Annotated in this window: 16 protein-coding genes; 6 read left to right on the forward strand and 10 right to left on the reverse strand. The window is 58.2% G+C overall.

Annotation, left to right across the window (positions count from 1 at the left end):
• Positions 1 to 3 precede the first annotated feature (3 nt).
• The 4 genes from odhB to lpdA all read left to right on the forward strand — a co-directional run bounded on the left by odhB (position 4) and on the right by lpdA (position 3,756).
• The gene (gene odhB, locus ACR0BU_RS14900; protein WP_480736458.1) at positions 4 to 1,527 is read left to right on the forward strand and encodes a 2-oxoglutarate dehydrogenase complex dihydrolipoyllysine-residue succinyltransferase; all 1,524 of its coding nucleotides are present in this window, start codon (positions 4 to 6) and stop codon (positions 1,525 to 1,527) included.
• Positions 1,528 to 1,529: 2 nt separating this feature from the next.
• Positions 1,530 to 1,799 (forward strand): hypothetical protein, encoded by a 270-nt coding sequence (locus ACR0BU_RS14905; protein WP_298935329.1) that lies wholly within the window; start codon positions 1,530 to 1,532, stop codon positions 1,797 to 1,799.
• A gap of 91 nt (positions 1,800 to 1,890) precedes the next feature.
• Positions 1,891 to 2,280: an MAPEG family protein gene (locus tag ACR0BU_RS14910; RefSeq protein WP_480736459.1), complete on the forward strand. Its 390-nt coding sequence runs from the start codon at positions 1,891 to 1,893 to the stop codon at positions 2,278 to 2,280.
• An 87-nt stretch (positions 2,281 to 2,367) separates the two neighbouring features.
• Positions 2,368 to 3,756, forward strand: coding sequence for a dihydrolipoyl dehydrogenase (gene lpdA / locus ACR0BU_RS14915; RefSeq protein ID WP_480736460.1), 1,389 nt, complete (start codon positions 2,368 to 2,370; stop codon positions 3,754 to 3,756).
• A gap of 16 nt (positions 3,757 to 3,772) precedes the next feature.
• On the opposite strand, the gene ACR0BU_RS14920 is transcribed toward lpdA, so the two are convergent.
• On the reverse strand, positions 3,773 to 4,351 hold the full coding sequence (locus tag ACR0BU_RS14920) for a TetR/AcrR family transcriptional regulator (RefSeq protein WP_299888873.1): 579 nt from the start codon (positions 4,349 to 4,351) through the stop codon (positions 3,773 to 3,775).
• Positions 4,352 to 4,452: 101 nt separating this feature from the next.
• Between ACR0BU_RS14920 and ACR0BU_RS14925 the strand changes: the two genes are divergently transcribed.
• Positions 4,453 to 5,046: an NAD(P)H-dependent oxidoreductase gene (locus ACR0BU_RS14925; protein WP_480736461.1), complete on the forward strand. Its 594-nt coding sequence runs from the start codon at positions 4,453 to 4,455 to the stop codon at positions 5,044 to 5,046.
• Between the two features lie 17 nt (positions 5,047 to 5,063).
• On the opposite strand, the gene ACR0BU_RS14930 is transcribed toward ACR0BU_RS14925, so the two are convergent.
• The 4 genes from ACR0BU_RS14930 to ACR0BU_RS14945 are packed head-to-tail and all read right to left on the reverse strand — an operon-like array spanning position 5,064 to position 7,969.
• On the reverse strand, positions 5,064 to 5,669 hold the full coding sequence (locus ACR0BU_RS14930) for a pyridoxamine 5'-phosphate oxidase family protein (RefSeq protein WP_480736463.1): 606 nt from the start codon (positions 5,667 to 5,669) through the stop codon (positions 5,064 to 5,066).
• The gene (locus ACR0BU_RS14935) at positions 5,656 to 6,396 is read right to left on the reverse strand and encodes a lysophospholipid acyltransferase family protein (RefSeq protein ID WP_298935336.1); all 741 of its coding nucleotides are present in this window, start codon (positions 6,394 to 6,396) and stop codon (positions 5,656 to 5,658) included. Before ACR0BU_RS14935 ends, ACR0BU_RS14930 begins: the two co-directional genes overlap by 14 nt.
• Positions 6,396 to 7,295, reverse strand: coding sequence for a cell division protein FtsX (locus ACR0BU_RS14940; RefSeq protein WP_480736465.1), 900 nt, complete (start codon positions 7,293 to 7,295; stop codon positions 6,396 to 6,398). Before ACR0BU_RS14940 ends, ACR0BU_RS14935 begins: the two co-directional genes overlap by 1 nt.
• Positions 7,292 to 7,969 (reverse strand): cell division ATP-binding protein FtsE, encoded by a 678-nt coding sequence (locus tag ACR0BU_RS14945; RefSeq protein WP_120632513.1) that lies wholly within the window; start codon positions 7,967 to 7,969, stop codon positions 7,292 to 7,294. The genes ACR0BU_RS14940 and ACR0BU_RS14945 overlap by 4 nt, the downstream gene beginning before the upstream one ends.
• A 184-nt stretch (positions 7,970 to 8,153) precedes the next feature.
• Between ACR0BU_RS14945 and ACR0BU_RS14950 the strand changes: the two genes are divergently transcribed.
• The gene (locus ACR0BU_RS14950) at positions 8,154 to 8,909 is read left to right on the forward strand and encodes a zinc-ribbon domain-containing protein (RefSeq protein ID WP_480736467.1); all 756 of its coding nucleotides are present in this window, start codon (positions 8,154 to 8,156) and stop codon (positions 8,907 to 8,909) included.
• A gap of 16 nt (positions 8,910 to 8,925) precedes the next feature.
• On the opposite strand, the gene ACR0BU_RS14955 is transcribed toward ACR0BU_RS14950, so the two are convergent.
• From ACR0BU_RS14955 to argH, 5 genes are all read right to left on the reverse strand, one after another.
• A complete protein-coding gene (locus ACR0BU_RS14955; protein WP_480736672.1) occupies positions 8,926 to 11,436 on the reverse strand; it encodes a TIGR02302 family protein in 2,511 nt (836 codons plus the stop codon).
• A 69-nt stretch (positions 11,437 to 11,505) separates the two neighbouring features.
• Positions 11,506 to 12,771: a diaminopimelate decarboxylase gene (gene lysA / locus ACR0BU_RS14960; RefSeq protein WP_480736468.1), complete on the reverse strand. Its 1,266-nt coding sequence runs from the start codon at positions 12,769 to 12,771 to the stop codon at positions 11,506 to 11,508.
• Between the two features lie 71 nt (positions 12,772 to 12,842).
• Entirely contained in the window at positions 12,843 to 12,992 is a 150-nt protein-coding gene (locus ACR0BU_RS14965) for a hypothetical protein (RefSeq protein ID WP_298935342.1), read from the reverse strand.
• A gap of 45 nt (positions 12,993 to 13,037) precedes the next feature.
• Complete coding sequence (locus ACR0BU_RS14970; protein ID WP_480736470.1) at positions 13,038 to 13,223, reverse strand: argininosuccinate lyase; 186 nt, start codon at positions 13,221 to 13,223, stop codon at positions 13,038 to 13,040.
• Positions 13,220 to 14,608, reverse strand: coding sequence for an argininosuccinate lyase (argH, locus tag ACR0BU_RS14975; RefSeq protein WP_480736472.1), 1,389 nt, complete (start codon positions 14,606 to 14,608; stop codon positions 13,220 to 13,222). The genes ACR0BU_RS14970 and argH overlap by 4 nt, the downstream gene beginning before the upstream one ends.
• Positions 14,609 to 14,616 lie beyond the last annotated feature (8 nt).

The raw sequence follows: 14,616 nt of genomic DNA on the forward strand, positions 1-14,616 counted from the left end.
GCGATGTCGATTGAAGTTCGTGTTCCCACGCTTGGCGAGTCGGTAACCGAAGCCACGGTTGCGACATGGTTCAAGAAACCCGGTGACGCTGTTGCCGTGGACGAAATGCTATGTGAGTTGGAGACTGACAAGGTCACGGTCGAAGTGCCGTCCCCCAGTGCGGGTGTGATGGGTGAAATTGTGGCTGCCGAAGGTGAAACAGTTGGCGTTGATGCGTTGCTGGCAACGATTGCAGCGGGTGACGGTGCCGCAGCCGCACCAGCCGCTACAGCTTCTGCCCCAGCAGCGGCTGCACCTGCCGCCCAGGCAGCAGCCAGCGTCGACGTCATGGTCCCAACTTTGGGTGAATCTGTCACCGAAGCCACAGTGTCGACCTGGTTCAAACAAGTGGGCGATGCCGTTGCGCAAGATGAAATGCTGTGCGAACTGGAAACCGATAAAGTCTCGGTCGAAGTTCCGGCCCCGGCCGCGGGCGTACTGGCAGAAATCGTCGCGCCAGAAGGTGCAACAGTCGATGCTACAGCCAGACTGGCGGTGATCTCGGGCGATGCGGCCGGAGTGTCTGCCGCCCCGGCCGCGGTTGCGGCACCCGCCGCCGGAGGCGCCTCGGGTGGTGGTAAGGACGTGGCCAATGCACCATCGGCTGAAAAAGCCATGGCCGAGGCTGGTTTATCCGCCGATCAAGTCACCGGCACCGGTCGCGACGGTCGTGTCATGAAAGAGGATGTCGCGAAAGCTGTAGCAACGGCTTCGGCCCCAGCACCGGCGGCGGCTGCGCCCGCACCCGCTGCACAAGCTCCGCGCGCACCCGTCGCCGCCGAGGACGCCTCACGCGAGGAACGTGTGCGTATGACCCGGCTTCGCCAGACCATCGCGAAACGCCTGAAGGATGCGCAGAACACCGCAGCGATCCTGACCACCTTTAATGAGGTGGACATGACCGAGGTGATGGCCCTGCGCAACGAATACAAAGAGCTGTTTCTGAAGAAACATGGCGTGAAACTGGGCTTCATGTCCTTCTTCACCAAGGCCTGCTGTCACGCGCTGAAAGAAGTGCCCGAAGTCAATGCCGAAATTGATGGCACCGATATTGTCTACAAGAACTTCGTGCATATGGGCGTTGCCGCCGGGACCCCGCAAGGTTTGGTTGTGCCGGTTATTCGCGATGCGGATGCGATGTCTTTTGCGGCCATCGAGAAAGCCATCGCCGAAAAGGGCAAGCGCGCCCGGGATGGCAAGCTGTCCATGGCCGAGATGCAGGGCGGTACCTTCACCATCTCGAACGGTGGTGTCTATGGCTCGCTGATGTCCTCGCCGATCCTGAACCCGCCACAGTCGGGCATTCTGGGCATGCACAAGATTCAGGACCGCCCGATGGCCATCAATGGCGAGATCAAGATCCGTCCGATGATGTATCTGGCCTTGTCTTATGACCACCGGATCGTGGACGGCAAAGGCGCTGTGACCTTCCTGGTTCGTGTGAAAGAGGCGCTGGAAGATCCACGTCGTCTGCTTATGGACCTGTAAACATGGCGACCCATGTTCTCTGGCAGGCCGACGTCGCAGATTTCAGCGTTTGGCTAAAAGTGTTCCGCGAGGACAAGCCGATGCGCGAAGCTGCAGGTATTCATGATCTTCACATCTGGCAGGATCCCGAACAGCGCGACCATGCGGTTGCGCTGTTCGAGATCGCAGATCTGGAAAAGGCCCGAGACTTCTTCGAATCTGAGGAACTGGCAATGCATCACGAACGAGGCGGTGTGGCACATATCCAGATCAAGGTGCTAACGCCGGCCTAACACCCCATTTCTTGCGCCCCCGGTTTGCGGTAGGCGCAAGTTCGTTGTTGGAACATCCCACCCGCGCCTAACAACCAAGGAACTCTACTGGATGACCACCGAACTGACCGTCCTGTCCCTGGCCGCCCTGCTTTGGATCGCTCAATTCGTCGCCTACCTGATTGCGGGTCACGGCAGGGTCGATGTGTTGCATGCGATTGGACCACGTGACACACCCTTTGAAAAACCAGCAGTTATGGGGCGTTTGCACAGGGCGCTGAGCAATCACACCGAAGGGCTAGTTGTTTTTGCTATCGCGGCGTTGGTCGTCACAACCTCGGGGCAATCCAATGGGTTCACCGGGATGTGTAGCTGGATCTACCTAATCGCGCGTGTCCTTTATGTCCCCGCCTACGCCTTTGGCTGGACCCCGTGGCGCACTGTCAGCTGGATGATAGGACTGGTCGCAACGACCGCATTGCTGTTGGCCGCTCTGTTTTGATTCCTCGGCCAGTATAGATTATTCAAAAAGGGAGCGGACCGCGCGACACATGCGCAACCAACCCCGCCTAATACAAGGACCTGACAAATGGCAAACTATGACGTCATCGTAATCGGAGCAGGGCCCGGCGGCTATGTCTGCGCCATCCGCTGTGCCCAGCTGGGGCTGAAAACAGCCGTGGTCGAGGGGCGCGAAACACTGGGCGGCACCTGCCTGAACGTCGGCTGCATCCCGTCCAAGGCGTTGCTGCATGCCAGCCATCAGTTGCACGAGGCCGAACATAACTTTGCCAAGATGGGTCTGAAGGGCAAAAGCCCCTCGGTCGATTGGAAGCAGATGCAGGCCTACAAGGACGAGGTCATCGACGGGAACACCAAGGGCATCGAGTTTCTGTTCAAGAAGAACAAGATTGACTGGCTCAAAGGCTGGGGATCAATCCCCGCCGCTGGTCAGGTCAAGGTTGGTGATGATATTCACGAGGCCAAGAACATCATCATCGCGTCGGGGTCCGAGCCATCATCCTTGCCGGGCGTAACCGTCGACGAGAAAGTTGTTGTCACTTCAACCGGTGCGTTGGCGCTGAACAAGATCCCGAAGAAAATGGTCGTTATCGGTGCCGGCGTAATCGGATTGGAACTGGGCTCGGTCTATCAGCGGCTTGGGGCCGAAGTTACCGTTATCGAATTCCTTGACGTGATCACGCCGGGCATGGATCCCGAGGTGCAGAAGACCTTCGCGCGCATTCTAAAGAAGCAGGGCCTGAAATTTGTCATGGGCGCCGCGGTGCAAAAGACAGAGGCCACCAAGACCAAAGCCAAGGTCACTTACAAGAAGCGCAAAGATGAGAGCGAACATGTGATCGACGCCGACACTGTTTTGGTTGCCACTGGCCGTAAGCCGTTTTCGGACGGTCTGGGTCTGGACGCTCTGGGTGTTGAGATGACACCACACGGGCAGATCAAGGTTGGCGCAGATTGGCAGACCAATGTGCCGGGCATCTACGCGATTGGTGACGTGATCGAAGGCCCGATGCTGGCCCACAAGGCCGAGGACGAGGGCATGGCCGCAGCCGAGCAAGTTGCGGGCAAGCACGGGCATGTGAATTATGGCGTCATTCCGGGTGTGATCTACACCTGGCCCGAGGTTGCCAACGTCGGTGAGACCGAAGAGACGCTTAAGGAACAAGGCCGCGCCTATAAGGTTGGCAAGTTCATGTTTATGGGCAACGGGCGCGCCAAGGCGAACTTTGCGGCAGATGGGTTTGTAAAGATCCTGGCTGACAAGGAAACAGATCGCATTCTGGGCGCGCATATCATCGGCCCGGCCGCTGGCGACCTGATCCATGAGGTCTGTGTGGCCATGGAGTTCGGCGCCTCTGCCGAAGATCTCGCTTTGACGTGTCACGCGCACCCGACCTATTCCGAGGCCGTGCGCGAAGCGGCGCTCGCCTGCGGCGACGGGCCAATCCACAGCTGATAGAAATCCCCGGCGACTACGTCGCCGGGGTTAACCACGCTTCAAGATAGATTTCCAACTTGTCTTCGAAACTCTGCGCCTCGTGTAGTGCACAGAACTTCAGGGACATGGCTTGAATCGCAAAGGCCTGAACGCCTTCTGCAAGCAAATCGGCTGAGACGTCTTTACGTACGTCCGCATATGTCAGCCAATTTTCAACCACGCGAAAGTAACGCTCAAAACAATGTGCAATTGGTCCGATTTCGGCGACCGCCGCAGCGCCCGAATAGCGTATCAGCAGATCAAACACATAGCGTTCAGACGTCATAAAACTGTGAATGGGTTTCAGGACGCGGATAAGCTCGGGCACCGTTTTTGGCGGCAGATTAGCTTCTACCTGATCAAAGATTGAACTCAATCTCTCACCTATCAGAATTTCCATCAGGGCATCTTTGTCGCGGAAATGCGCAAAGAACGTACCCTTGGCGACACCTGCTGCTTTTACAACCTCTTCTACTCGCAAGGCCTCATAGCCCTCGCGGTGAATCACCTCTTCTGACGCCGCAAGCAATCGGGCGCGTGTTCTGAGTGTGCGTTTTTGAACTGCCTTTTGCATAGGGCGTTTTCGCACGATTTTTGACCATGGTCAAATTTTTATTGACCGTGGTCATTTTTTAAATTAAGAAACTGACCGTGGTCATTTTTAGGAGAACTCCCATGCACCCCAAGAAGATCTTCGTCCTCGATGGACATCCCGCTGAAAGCAGCCTGTCCCGCACCTTTGCCCAGACTTACGAAGCCGCAGCCCGTGAGAAAGGGCACGAGGTTCGCTTGGTCCATCTCAGCGATCTACAGTTCGATTTTGACTTTGGACAAGGCAACTATGAGGATTTCAAACCGCTTGAGCCGGTATTGGATCAGATCCTGCAGGACATCGAATGGAGCGACCATCTGGTGCTGACCACGCCAATGTGGTGGGGTGGCCTGCCAGCAAAGCTCAAAGGACTGATTGATCGGATGTTCATCCCGGGTCGGACATTCGACACAAGAAATACTACCAAAATCGGCTTCCCTGCCCCAATGCTAACTGGTCGCACGGCACGTGTCATTCTAACTTCAGACACACCAGGCTGGTTCATGCGCCTGATCTATCGGCAAGCCTTGATCCGTCAGGTGCGTGATCAGATTCTGGGCTTTGTCGGCTTCAAGCCAACGCGCTTCACCTACTTTGCGGGGGCCAGTTATCCCAAACCGGGCAGCGTTGAGCGCTGGGTAGCAAAGGTATCCAGGATCGGGGCCGCCGCGGTTTGACCCCTTGATACAGCGGCCTACCACATGGTTTTGGCGGCGCGCGCTCCCCATTCCTGATCATACTGCGCGCCGCCTTCTTCACCGGCTGTCATCTCGGCCAAGATTTCGCCCACGGTCGGAAGGGCAGTCGCTTCGTGACCAGCGGTCCAGGTTCCAGCCCGCATCAATGCGCGCGCGCATTGCGTGTAGATTTCAGCGATTTCGACAACAATCACCGTCGCAGGTCGTTTACCATTTTTCTCGAAACGGGCGCGCAAGTTGTCATCCGCAGTCAGCCCCGCCGTTCCGTTCAGCCGAACCACGTTGTTTGACCCCGGAACCAAAAACAACAGCGAAACACGCGGATCACGCACGATGTTGCGCAGCGAATCCAACCGATTATTGCCCCGCCAATCCGGCATTGCCAGCGTGCCCGGGTCCAGTTCCAGAACAACCGGATTGTCATCGCCGCGCGGGCTGCCATCGACACCTTCCGGCCCCACTGTACTGAGGATGCACAGGCGCGATGACATGATCCATTTACGATAAAGTGGCGTCAGTCGACGCGCGACTTTGCGCATTGCTGGTGCGCCGGGCGTTCCGTACAACGCCCCCAGTGTTTCAATGTCGTCAATGAACCTCATCCGGATCAAACCCCACCTCCCGCATCAGTTCGTTAGAGCGTGTTTCAATCACGTCTTCCAACCGCACCAGAAACTCATCCCGTTGCACACCGGATTCAATTGGCTCCAGAAAATCGACAATCGCCAGACCCGGTTTGCGCATGATCCCGGTTCGCGGCCAGAAAACGCCGGCATTTGTCGCGACTGGAACGCAGGGGAATCCAAGACCTTCGTACAAAACGGCAGTTCCGACTTTATACGGTTTATACGAGCCCGGTGCGACCCGCGTGCCCTGAGGGTAAATCACCAACTGCCCCGGTTCGGCAAACTCCTTGGCGACGTCCTTGACCATTTTAGCAACCGCTACACCCTTTTTTCCGCGATTGACCGGGATGCAGCCCAAACGGCGTGCGTACATTCCGATAATTGGCGTCCATAATAGCTCTCGCTTCATGATGAACTTGCCATGCGGGATCGCGGCGAAGATCATGATGATATCCAGAAAAGACTGATGTTTGGCGCCGATGACAACCTCTCCGGACGGAGGAGATCCGCGCACCTCGCAACGGATCCCGACCATCCAACGGGCTAACCACATCGTGCTGCGGGCATAAGTCCTGCAGGCCCGCGACGCCCCTTTCTTGGAAAACAAAGCATAAGGCGCAAACACAAGGCCCAAGACCAGCATCCAGGCGTAAATGATGATCATAAAGATCAGCGAACGGACCCATTGAATGGCCTTGGACATCAGGAAAGCTCCTTCAACTTACGACGGGCTGCGGTCCACGTGGCAAAAAAGGCGACCGTGGCGCCAAGGACAGGGATGAGAATGGGCAAGGCCCAGCCGCCACCTTGAAAGCCCACACCGGTCAGAAATCCACCCGTATTTGACGCCTGCGGCAGCAAAAGGACCCCAGTCATTCCAAGCAGGGTTCCGACAGCTGAACCAAAAAAAGCGCGGTAGGTAAAACGGCGGACAAAAGCCCCAGCAATGAACCGATCGCGCGCGCCCACTTGGCGCAGCACCTCGATGATTTGCGCATTAGCGGCGAGCGACGCATTGGCGGCCAATGTGATCATGGCTGCGGTGGCACCGCCGATCAGCAAGATCGACACCCAGCCAAGCCGCCGCAGAGACATCGCCGCATCCACCAAAGGTTCACGCCACCTTGTGTGATCGTCCAGTACGGCGCCGGGAACCTCGGCCCCCAATCGCAAGCGCAACCCGGCGGCATCCAGCCCTGGATCACCTTCGACGATCTCAATCAGCTGCGGGATAGGCAGAGTGTCCAGCGGCAAGTCGGGCCCAAACCACGGAGACAGCAGAGCCGACTGTTCTTCGGGGGTCAGCGCGCGGGCAGACGCAACACCAGGGGTTTGGTTCAGAACGATCAGTGCGGCTTCGGTCTGGGCAGCAAGCTGTTCCACCGGGGCGTTTATGCGCAGGGTTGCTGCGCCCGCCAGTTCAGACGCCCAGCGGTCAGCGATCCTGCCCGAGGCGAGCGACAAAGCCAAAGCGAACACGGCCAGAAAAGCCATTGCTCCAGACACAAACAAGGTCAGATGCGCGGTGTAGCCCGTCGGCGGCACAACCCGATCGGCGCGTGCGTCGCGGCGCAGCAGGTTGCGGAGATCACCACTGCTCATAGATCCGCTCCTGCCAGCTGCAACCGCCGCTGAGAAATCCGCAAAACGCGGGCCTGTACTTGACTTTTGGCAGCGCGGATCAGGCTCAGATCATGTGTCGCGATCAATACGGTTTTTCCCATCCGGTTCAGCTCGATCAGCAGGCGTAGCAAACGTTGCGACATCTCCCAGTCCACGTTTCCCGTTGGTTCATCCGCAAGCACCACGTCGGGCGACAGGATGAGGGCGCGCGCCAAAGCTGCGCGCTGGCGTTCACCTCCGGACAATTCCGGCGGCCTGGCTTCCAGCCGAGGGCCAAGGCCCACCCAACTCAGAAGCTCCGTTAGGTTGTCCTGCTCCGCGGATTCAGCACGCCCCGAGACCATCAGCGGCAAAGCGACATTCTCGCCCAGGGTCATGTGATCCAGAAACTGGCAATCCTGATGCACGACGCCAATCCGGCGGCGCAGCAGGGCCATCTGATCCCGATCTAGCAGCGAGATATCCTGATCAAAAGCGCTTAACCGTCCCGATGTTGGTAGCAGCGCCCCATAACAAAGTTTGAGCAGCGTCGTTTTCCCCGCACCCGAAGGGCCGGTCAGAAAATGGAAGGACCCCGGCTGCAGCTGCACCGATACGTCGCTCAGCAATTCGCCGCCACCGTAGGTGTAGCTGACATTCTCCAGCTCGATCACACGTGCCCCCATTTGTTTTGCCGCTCTTCTTGCCCGAGCGCGGTTTTGGTTTCAATGCCTTCACCGGGTCCAATTGGTGACACTTGGTCCGTGAAACCGAAAACGCCCTTTGCTGTTAGCTCTTAACGGAATATCATTCCTGAAAAAACTATTAACGGCCCGTTTGTACGGCCGGGGAGGCAGTATGCGTCTTACATGTCCGAATTGCAGTGCCCAATACGAGGTCCCGGACGAGGTCATCCCCGAGGAAGGCCGCGATGTGCAATGCTCAAATTGCGACCAAACCTGGTTTCAGGCCAAACATCCGACCGAGGAGATATCTGAACCTGTTCAGGTAGAAGATGACGCTGTCGAGGCGAAGGGCTCGGAAGACGAGATGCCGGAAGCAGTAGTCGAAGAAACGACGGCAAAGCCACACGTTGAGCCTGAGCCTGAGCCTGAGCCTGAGCCTGAGCCTGAGAAAGTATCTGAAAAACCTAGCGGGAATGTGGACCCCTCGGTTGCCAGTATTTTGCAGGAGGAGGCCGCCCGCGAGGCGGAATTGCGTGCCCAGGAGGGCGGTGGTCTGGAAACCCAACCCGATCTGGCGTTGGATACCCCACCTGAGCCAAAAGTCGAGCCAAAACGACCTTCTGCCTCAGTCACTGCCGAGGATTCAGGTCAGAAAGAAGCGCTGCCGGATGTTGATGCAATTAACTCCACAATGCGCGCTGAAATGACCGAGGCCGAGGTACCCGTCCGTAAATCTGGCGGGTTTGTCCGTGGTTTCGCCCTGATGTTGATCATTGGTGTTGTTCTGTACTTGATCTACGGCAACGCCCAGCAAATCAGCGAAGCCGTACCGCAAGCCGATCCGGTCCTGAACTCTTATGTCTCGCTGGTGGATCAGGCCCGAATCTGGCTTGAAACACAAGCCGGCTCAGGCGCGTCGCAAAACTGATGCGCCAAGCCGTTCCCTAAAACCGCTCAAGCAGACGTTTTAGGTATTCCAACTCGATTTTGGGGCGATCAGTATCGCCAGTACGTCGGCGAATTTCGTCCAGCAACTCTCTGGCACGGCGATAGACATCCTCTCCCTGCAGCATGTCTTCTTCGGTCGAAATGGACCCGGCAGCACCAGGGTTGCGCCCCAGCGGATCGCGGTTGGTGGCCTGCATATCGCCTTCTTCGGTGCCCTGCCCCGGTTGGTTCTGCTGGTTCTGGGCCATCGCGTCACCCAATGACCGCATGCCTTCCCGCAAGGCTTCCATCGCCTCGGACTGACGATCAATAGCTTCGGCCAGATCATCGCCGCGCAGCGCTTCTTCCGCGTCATCCATAGCACGGCCCGCACGACCTAGCGCTTCGCGTGCGGCCTCCCCCTCGGGTGTGCCTGCACCCGGTAGTCCTTGTTCCTGTCGACCCAGCTCGTCCCGGAGGGCCTGTTGCCGGTCTGCCAGCGTTCCTTGACCCTGCTGGCCTTCACCCGACTGATCAGACCCTTGTCCCTGACCGCCTTGACCCTCGTGGCTTTGACCCCGGCCCTGCCCACCCGAGCTGCCTTCGTTGCCCTGGCTTTCACCGGCCTGTGCGCCCGGATTGAACTGTTCCTGCAGATCGCGGAAGGCCTGGTCGCTTAGGCCCTGTTGTTCGCGCAACGTCTCGGCAAGCCCTTCCATGGCTTGCTGGCCCTCGGACTGGCCGCCTTGACCCTGCCCCTGAGTAACGCGCATGTTTTCCATCATCTGCTGGAATTCATCCAGCGCTTGCTGCGCCTCGGCCATGCGGCCCTGTTCCATCAGTTCCTGAATGCGGTCCATCATGCGCTGTAGGTCATCCTGTGACATTTGCATGGATTCGCCGTTCTGGCCCTGTTGCTGTTCGCCATTCTCGCCGTCTTGCTGCGCCAGACGCTGCAATTGCTGCAAGTAGTCTTGCGTCGCCTCTCGCAATTCCTGCATCAGCTCGGCGATTTCTTCATCGGAGGCCCCATTCTTCATCGCCTCGGACAACCGTTCCTGCGCCTGACGCATCCGTTCGAGCGCATCGGCCAGCGTGCCGTCTTCGATCAAGGCCGCAAGGTCCCACAAGGCCTGCGCAATTTCCTCCTGCTGCTCTGGCTTCAACCCGTATTCATCAAAGGTCTCCAACCGCCGCAAAACTACCCGCAGGCGCAAATAGGCAGTGTCCGAGCGGAACAAATCCTCAGGATGATTGGACACCGCGCGCAACACTTGCGCGACCCGTGTGGCATTGGCGCGAGCCCACAGCAGGTCTCGCCGTTGTTCGATCACCGCTGCCGCGAGCGGGTCAAAGAACCGACGCGCGGGCAACGCCGTCGCATAGGGTTCCGATTTGGATTGTTGGTCCGCGGCATCCTGCGCCATCAATGTGATTGTCACCGGCAGATGTGCCCACGGATGTTGCGAAAAATCTTCAATCAAGTCTTCGGTGAAATCGGTTCGATCCCCGGTAATCGGCATGGGCAACTCAACTTCAATCGCCTCACGCGGTTCAGGGTCCGCGATCAGACCATAACGGCGATCGACCGCAGCCAGATCCAGCTCGATCCGGGCCAGACCAGATACGATGCCGTAGTCATCAAGGGCCGCGTACGGAAGTTTCATCTGACCGCCAGCCTCAGATTCAGCGGCAGACGCCACCGCAATCTGTGGCGGCGCATCACCTATTATGCCCAGTGTCCACTCCCGGCCCGCCGGTCCTTCAATTCGAATCTGACCTGAGTATTCGACCACGAATTCCTGTTCCGGTTCAGTTGCCGCCTGTGTTCCGGCCACAGATGCAGTCTCAGTCAGGCTGTGCGCACCGACCTCTCCGTAAAATCGCAATGTGACGCGACTGCCCTGCGGTATGGAGAGTTCTGTTCCAGACTGATCCGCCAGATAGAGCGTCGGCAACCCGGTATAACGTGGCGGCTCCACCCAGCCTTCCCACGTTGCGCCTTGACCAGCTACGGCAGCCCCAGGTGCCATTTCAGCGACCGATCCGATGCGCCAGAACGATCCGAATAGAACCGCCACAACCAATGCCAGCAATGCTGCATATCGCAGGGCGTATGGGTCGCGTGACGCCAGCCGCAGATCCGGTTTCACCGCCTCCGCCTGGGCAACACGCTGCGCCATTCGGTGTTTATGGGCCCGCCAAAGAGTCACAGAATCCGCGTCCTGTGCACCAATGGCCTGATCATCCATCAGAGCCTGAATTGGTCGGCCTGGCAAAGTTTCGTCAAGTCGCGACAGCGCCTCGGCACGCGACGGGATATGGAAACGCCTTGCCCCCCAAGCGACAGCAAGAACCAGTGCAAGCAAAGATACCGCACCAGCGCCCCAAACGAATTCGACCCTGACGAAATCCTGTAAGCCCAGCATCAGCGCTGCAAGCAGAAGCATCAAAATCGAAAACACTGGCCAGAAGGCACGCAAAACCTGCTCAGCCAACATACCGACATGGGTCAGCCAAAGGGACATGCGTGGTAGTGGCAGGTTTGATCTATCGCTCAAGGCGGGCCTCCTAGTCGGGCCCGCGCGGTTATCGCGTCAGAGCCACGTAGGTATGGTATCGCGGTTTATCATTTCGTCAAAGCTTGGGCGTTCACGAATAACTGCAAATTGATCCCCATGCACCAGCACTTCTGGAATCAGCGGGCGCGTATTGTACTCGCTAGACATCACCGCACCATACGCTCCTGCGCTGCGGAAAGCGATAAGATCACCTGCAGACAGCGGCGGCATGTTGCGTTTTTTGGCAAAAGTATCACCGGATTCGCAAACCGGCCCGACGATATCATAGGGCCGCTGTTCGACACCGGGCGCGAGTTCGGTCACCGCAACAATGTCGTGATAGGCTTCGTACATTGCGGGGCGGATGAGGTCGTTCATCGCCCCATCGAGGATCAGGAAATCGCGGTCTTCACCGGATTTCACGTAAATGACCTTCGACACCATCAGACCTGCATTTCCTGCGATCAGGCGACCGGGCTCGATTTCGATCTCGCAACCCAAATGGCCAAGCGTTTTCTTGATCATAGCGCCATATTCGACCGGTAAAGGCGGCGCGTCGTTTGAACGTGTGTAGGGAATACCCAAGCCGCCCCCTAGATCGAGCCGGCGGATATTGTGCCCTTCAGAGCGCAATTGTTCGGTCAATTCCGCGACTTTGTTGTAGGCCAGTTCGAACGGCTCCAGCTCGGTCAGTTGCGAGCCGATATGAACATCGATCCCTATGACCTCCAAACCCGGCAAGCTGGCTGCCAGCGCATAGACCTCCAGGGCACGGGAGATCGGAATACCGAACTTGTTCTCGGACTTGCCAGTGGCAATCTTGGCGTGGGTCTTGGCGTCTACGTCCGGGTTCACCCGCACGGTTATCGGCGCGATCATGCCCAGTTCTTGCGCAACGGCGTTGATCACTTCCATCTCGGGCTCGGATTCCACGTTGAACTGGCGGATGCCGCCAGTGAGCGCGTTGCGAATCTCATCCTCAGTTTTGCCAACACCCGAGAACACGATCTTGTCGCCCGGCACGCCTGCCGCCTTAGCGCGCAGGTATTCCCCACCCGAAACCACATCCATTCCCGCGCCCGCTTGCGCCAGCGTTTTCAAGATCGCCTGATTGCTGGCCGCTTTCATCGCATAGCAGACAAGGTGATCGGTGCCGTCCAGCGCGTCATCGAACAGTTTGAAATGCCGCAGCAACGTTGCTGTCGAGTAGACATAGAACGGGGTTCCGACCGCGGCAGCGATTTCGGAGATCGGGACATCCTCGGCGAAAAGCGCGCCGTCGCGGTAGAGAAAGTGATCCATATCTGCGCGCTTAGACCAAAACGGGGGGCCGGTTCAATGGATTCGGGCGCTTATGGGCCCGACACGGCCATTTAGAATTCGGTCGAGACCCCGGCACGTGCATAGCCGGATACGGAAATGCCGGACGGTTTTGGCTCTGGCTTAGGATCAGGGCGCGATGCAGATGTCGGTTCGCACGCCGCCAAAACGGCAAGCGTCAAGATTAGGCCGATGGTTCGCATATGCCGTTCTCCTTAAAGTCTGTACTGACGGTGTTGGATTTCGGATCAGACACCCAGATAAAGGCCAAAGCCGCCCTTGCGAAGGCCTACGCCTCCGCCAACATGTGTCCCGCTGGACCCAACGCCAACGCCCAGGCTGGCCGTCGGCTGAACAGGTTCGCCATCGGCACCACAGGCCGCCAAGGCAAAACCGGTCAAGATCAACAGAATGACCCGAAACATACGCATCATACCAACGCCTTCCATCGTTTGGTCTGAGCCCGCACCTGATCAGGCGCAGTCCCCCCATAAGACTGACGCGAGTTTACCGAGTTTTCAACGGTGAGGACAGAATAGACGTCATCGGTGATATCAGCGTGCACCGATTTCATATCCTCAAGCGTCAGGTCGGGCAGGTCGCAACCCTTGGTTTCGGCCATAGCAACCAGCGATCCGGTCACATGATGCGCATCGCGGAACGGCAGGCCCAGCACACGGACCAACCAGTCGGCCAGATCGGTCGCAGTTGAGAACCCCGACCCTGCCGCTGCGGCAAGGCTTTCGCGGTTGGCGGTCATGTCCTTGACCATGCCTTCCATTGCCGCCAGCGCCAGCATCCAGTTATCGGCTGCATCAAAGACCTGTTCCTTGTCTTCCTGCATGTCCTTGGAATAGGCCAGCGGTAAACCTTTCATCACCATCATCAACGCCGTATTGGCACCGTAAATCCGGCCCACCTTGGCGCGAATCAGCTCGGCCGCATCCGGGTTTTTCTTCTGCGGCATGATTGACGAACCCGTTGAAAACCGGTCGGACAGCGTGACAAAACGGAACTGGGCCGAGGACCAGATCACAAGCTCTTCGGCAAAGCGAGACAGGTGAACGGCGCAGATTGAAGCTGTGGACAGGAATTCCAGAGCGAAATCGCGGTCGCTTACGGCATCCAACGAGTTGGCAGCGGGGCGATCAAAGCTTAGGGCCTCGGCCGTCATCTGGCGGTCGATGGGGAACGACGTTCCGGCCAAAGCCGCAGCCCCCAAAGGCGACTCATTCATTCGGGCGCGGGCATCCCGGACGCGAGACAGGTCGCGGCCGAACATCTCGACATAGGCCATCATATGGTGTCCCCATGTCACTGGCTGTGCTGTTTGCAGATGTGTAAAGCCCGGCATAACCCAATCAGCGCCGGCCTCAGCCTGCGCCAAAAGCGCGCGGATCAGGGCCAGCAGGCCGGTCTCCGCCGCGTCCAGTTGGTCGCGCACCCAGAGTTTGAAATCGGTCGCCACCTGGTCGTTTCGGCTGCGACCTGTGTGCAGACGGCCTGCGGGCTCGCCAATGATCTCTTTCAAGCGCGCCTCGACATTCATATGAATGTCTTCCAGCGCGGTCGAGAACTGAAAGTCTCCGTTCTGGATTTCTGACAAAACGGTGAGCAGCCCTTCCCGAATGGCTTCAGCGTCACTATCACTTATGACGCCTGTCGCAGCCAACATGGCGGCATGGGCGCGCGAGCCTGCGATGTCCTGGGCTGCCATCCGTCGATCGAACCCGATCGAGGCATTGATTGCCTCCATGATCGCGTCTGGACCGGCGGCAAAGCGGCCGCCCCACATCTGGTTCGAAGATTGATCGGTCATGTAAGAAA

The sequence above is a fragment of the Ruegeria sp. CK2 genome (genome assembly GCF_056536585.1).

Excerpts from the sequence above, each read along its gene's own strand:
- ACR0BU_RS14955 (WP_480736672.1), bottom strand. The coding sequence starts at position 11,436 with ATGTCCCTTTGGCTGACCCATGTCGGTATGTTGGCTGAGCAGGTTTTG.
- odhB (WP_480736458.1), top strand. The coding sequence starts at position 4 with ATGTCGATTGAAGTTCGTGTTCCCACGCTTGGCGAGTCGGTAACCGAA.
- ACR0BU_RS14930 (WP_480736463.1), bottom strand. The coding sequence starts at position 5,669 with ATGAGGTTCATTGACGACATTGAAACACTGGGGGCGTTGTACGGAACG.
- ACR0BU_RS14965 (WP_298935342.1), bottom strand. The coding sequence starts at position 12,992 with ATGCGAACCATCGGCCTAATCTTGACGCTTGCCGTTTTGGCGGCGTGC.
- ACR0BU_RS14940 (WP_480736465.1), bottom strand. The coding sequence starts at position 7,295 with ATGAGCAGTGGTGATCTCCGCAACCTGCTGCGCCGCGACGCACGCGCC.
- ACR0BU_RS14950 (WP_480736467.1), top strand. The coding sequence starts at position 8,154 with ATGCGTCTTACATGTCCGAATTGCAGTGCCCAATACGAGGTCCCGGAC.
- lpdA (WP_480736460.1), top strand. The coding sequence starts at position 2,368 with ATGGCAAACTATGACGTCATCGTAATCGGAGCAGGGCCCGGCGGCTAT.
- ACR0BU_RS14920 (WP_299888873.1), bottom strand. The coding sequence starts at position 4,351 with ATGCAAAAGGCAGTTCAAAAACGCACACTCAGAACACGCGCCCGATTG.
- ACR0BU_RS14970 (WP_480736470.1), bottom strand. The coding sequence starts at position 13,223 with ATGATGCGTATGTTTCGGGTCATTCTGTTGATCTTGACCGGTTTTGCC.
- lysA (WP_480736468.1), bottom strand. The coding sequence starts at position 12,771 with ATGGATCACTTTCTCTACCGCGACGGCGCGCTTTTCGCCGAGGATGTC.
- ACR0BU_RS14935 (WP_298935336.1), bottom strand. The coding sequence starts at position 6,396 with ATGTCCAAGGCCATTCAATGGGTCCGTTCGCTGATCTTTATGATCATC.
- argH (WP_480736472.1), bottom strand. The coding sequence starts at position 14,608 with ATGACCGATCAATCTTCGAACCAGATGTGGGGCGGCCGCTTTGCCGCC.
- ACR0BU_RS14905 (WP_298935329.1), top strand. The coding sequence starts at position 1,530 with ATGGCGACCCATGTTCTCTGGCAGGCCGACGTCGCAGATTTCAGCGTT.
- ACR0BU_RS14925 (WP_480736461.1), top strand. The coding sequence starts at position 4,453 with ATGCACCCCAAGAAGATCTTCGTCCTCGATGGACATCCCGCTGAAAGC.
- ACR0BU_RS14910 (WP_480736459.1), top strand. The coding sequence starts at position 1,891 with ATGACCACCGAACTGACCGTCCTGTCCCTGGCCGCCCTGCTTTGGATC.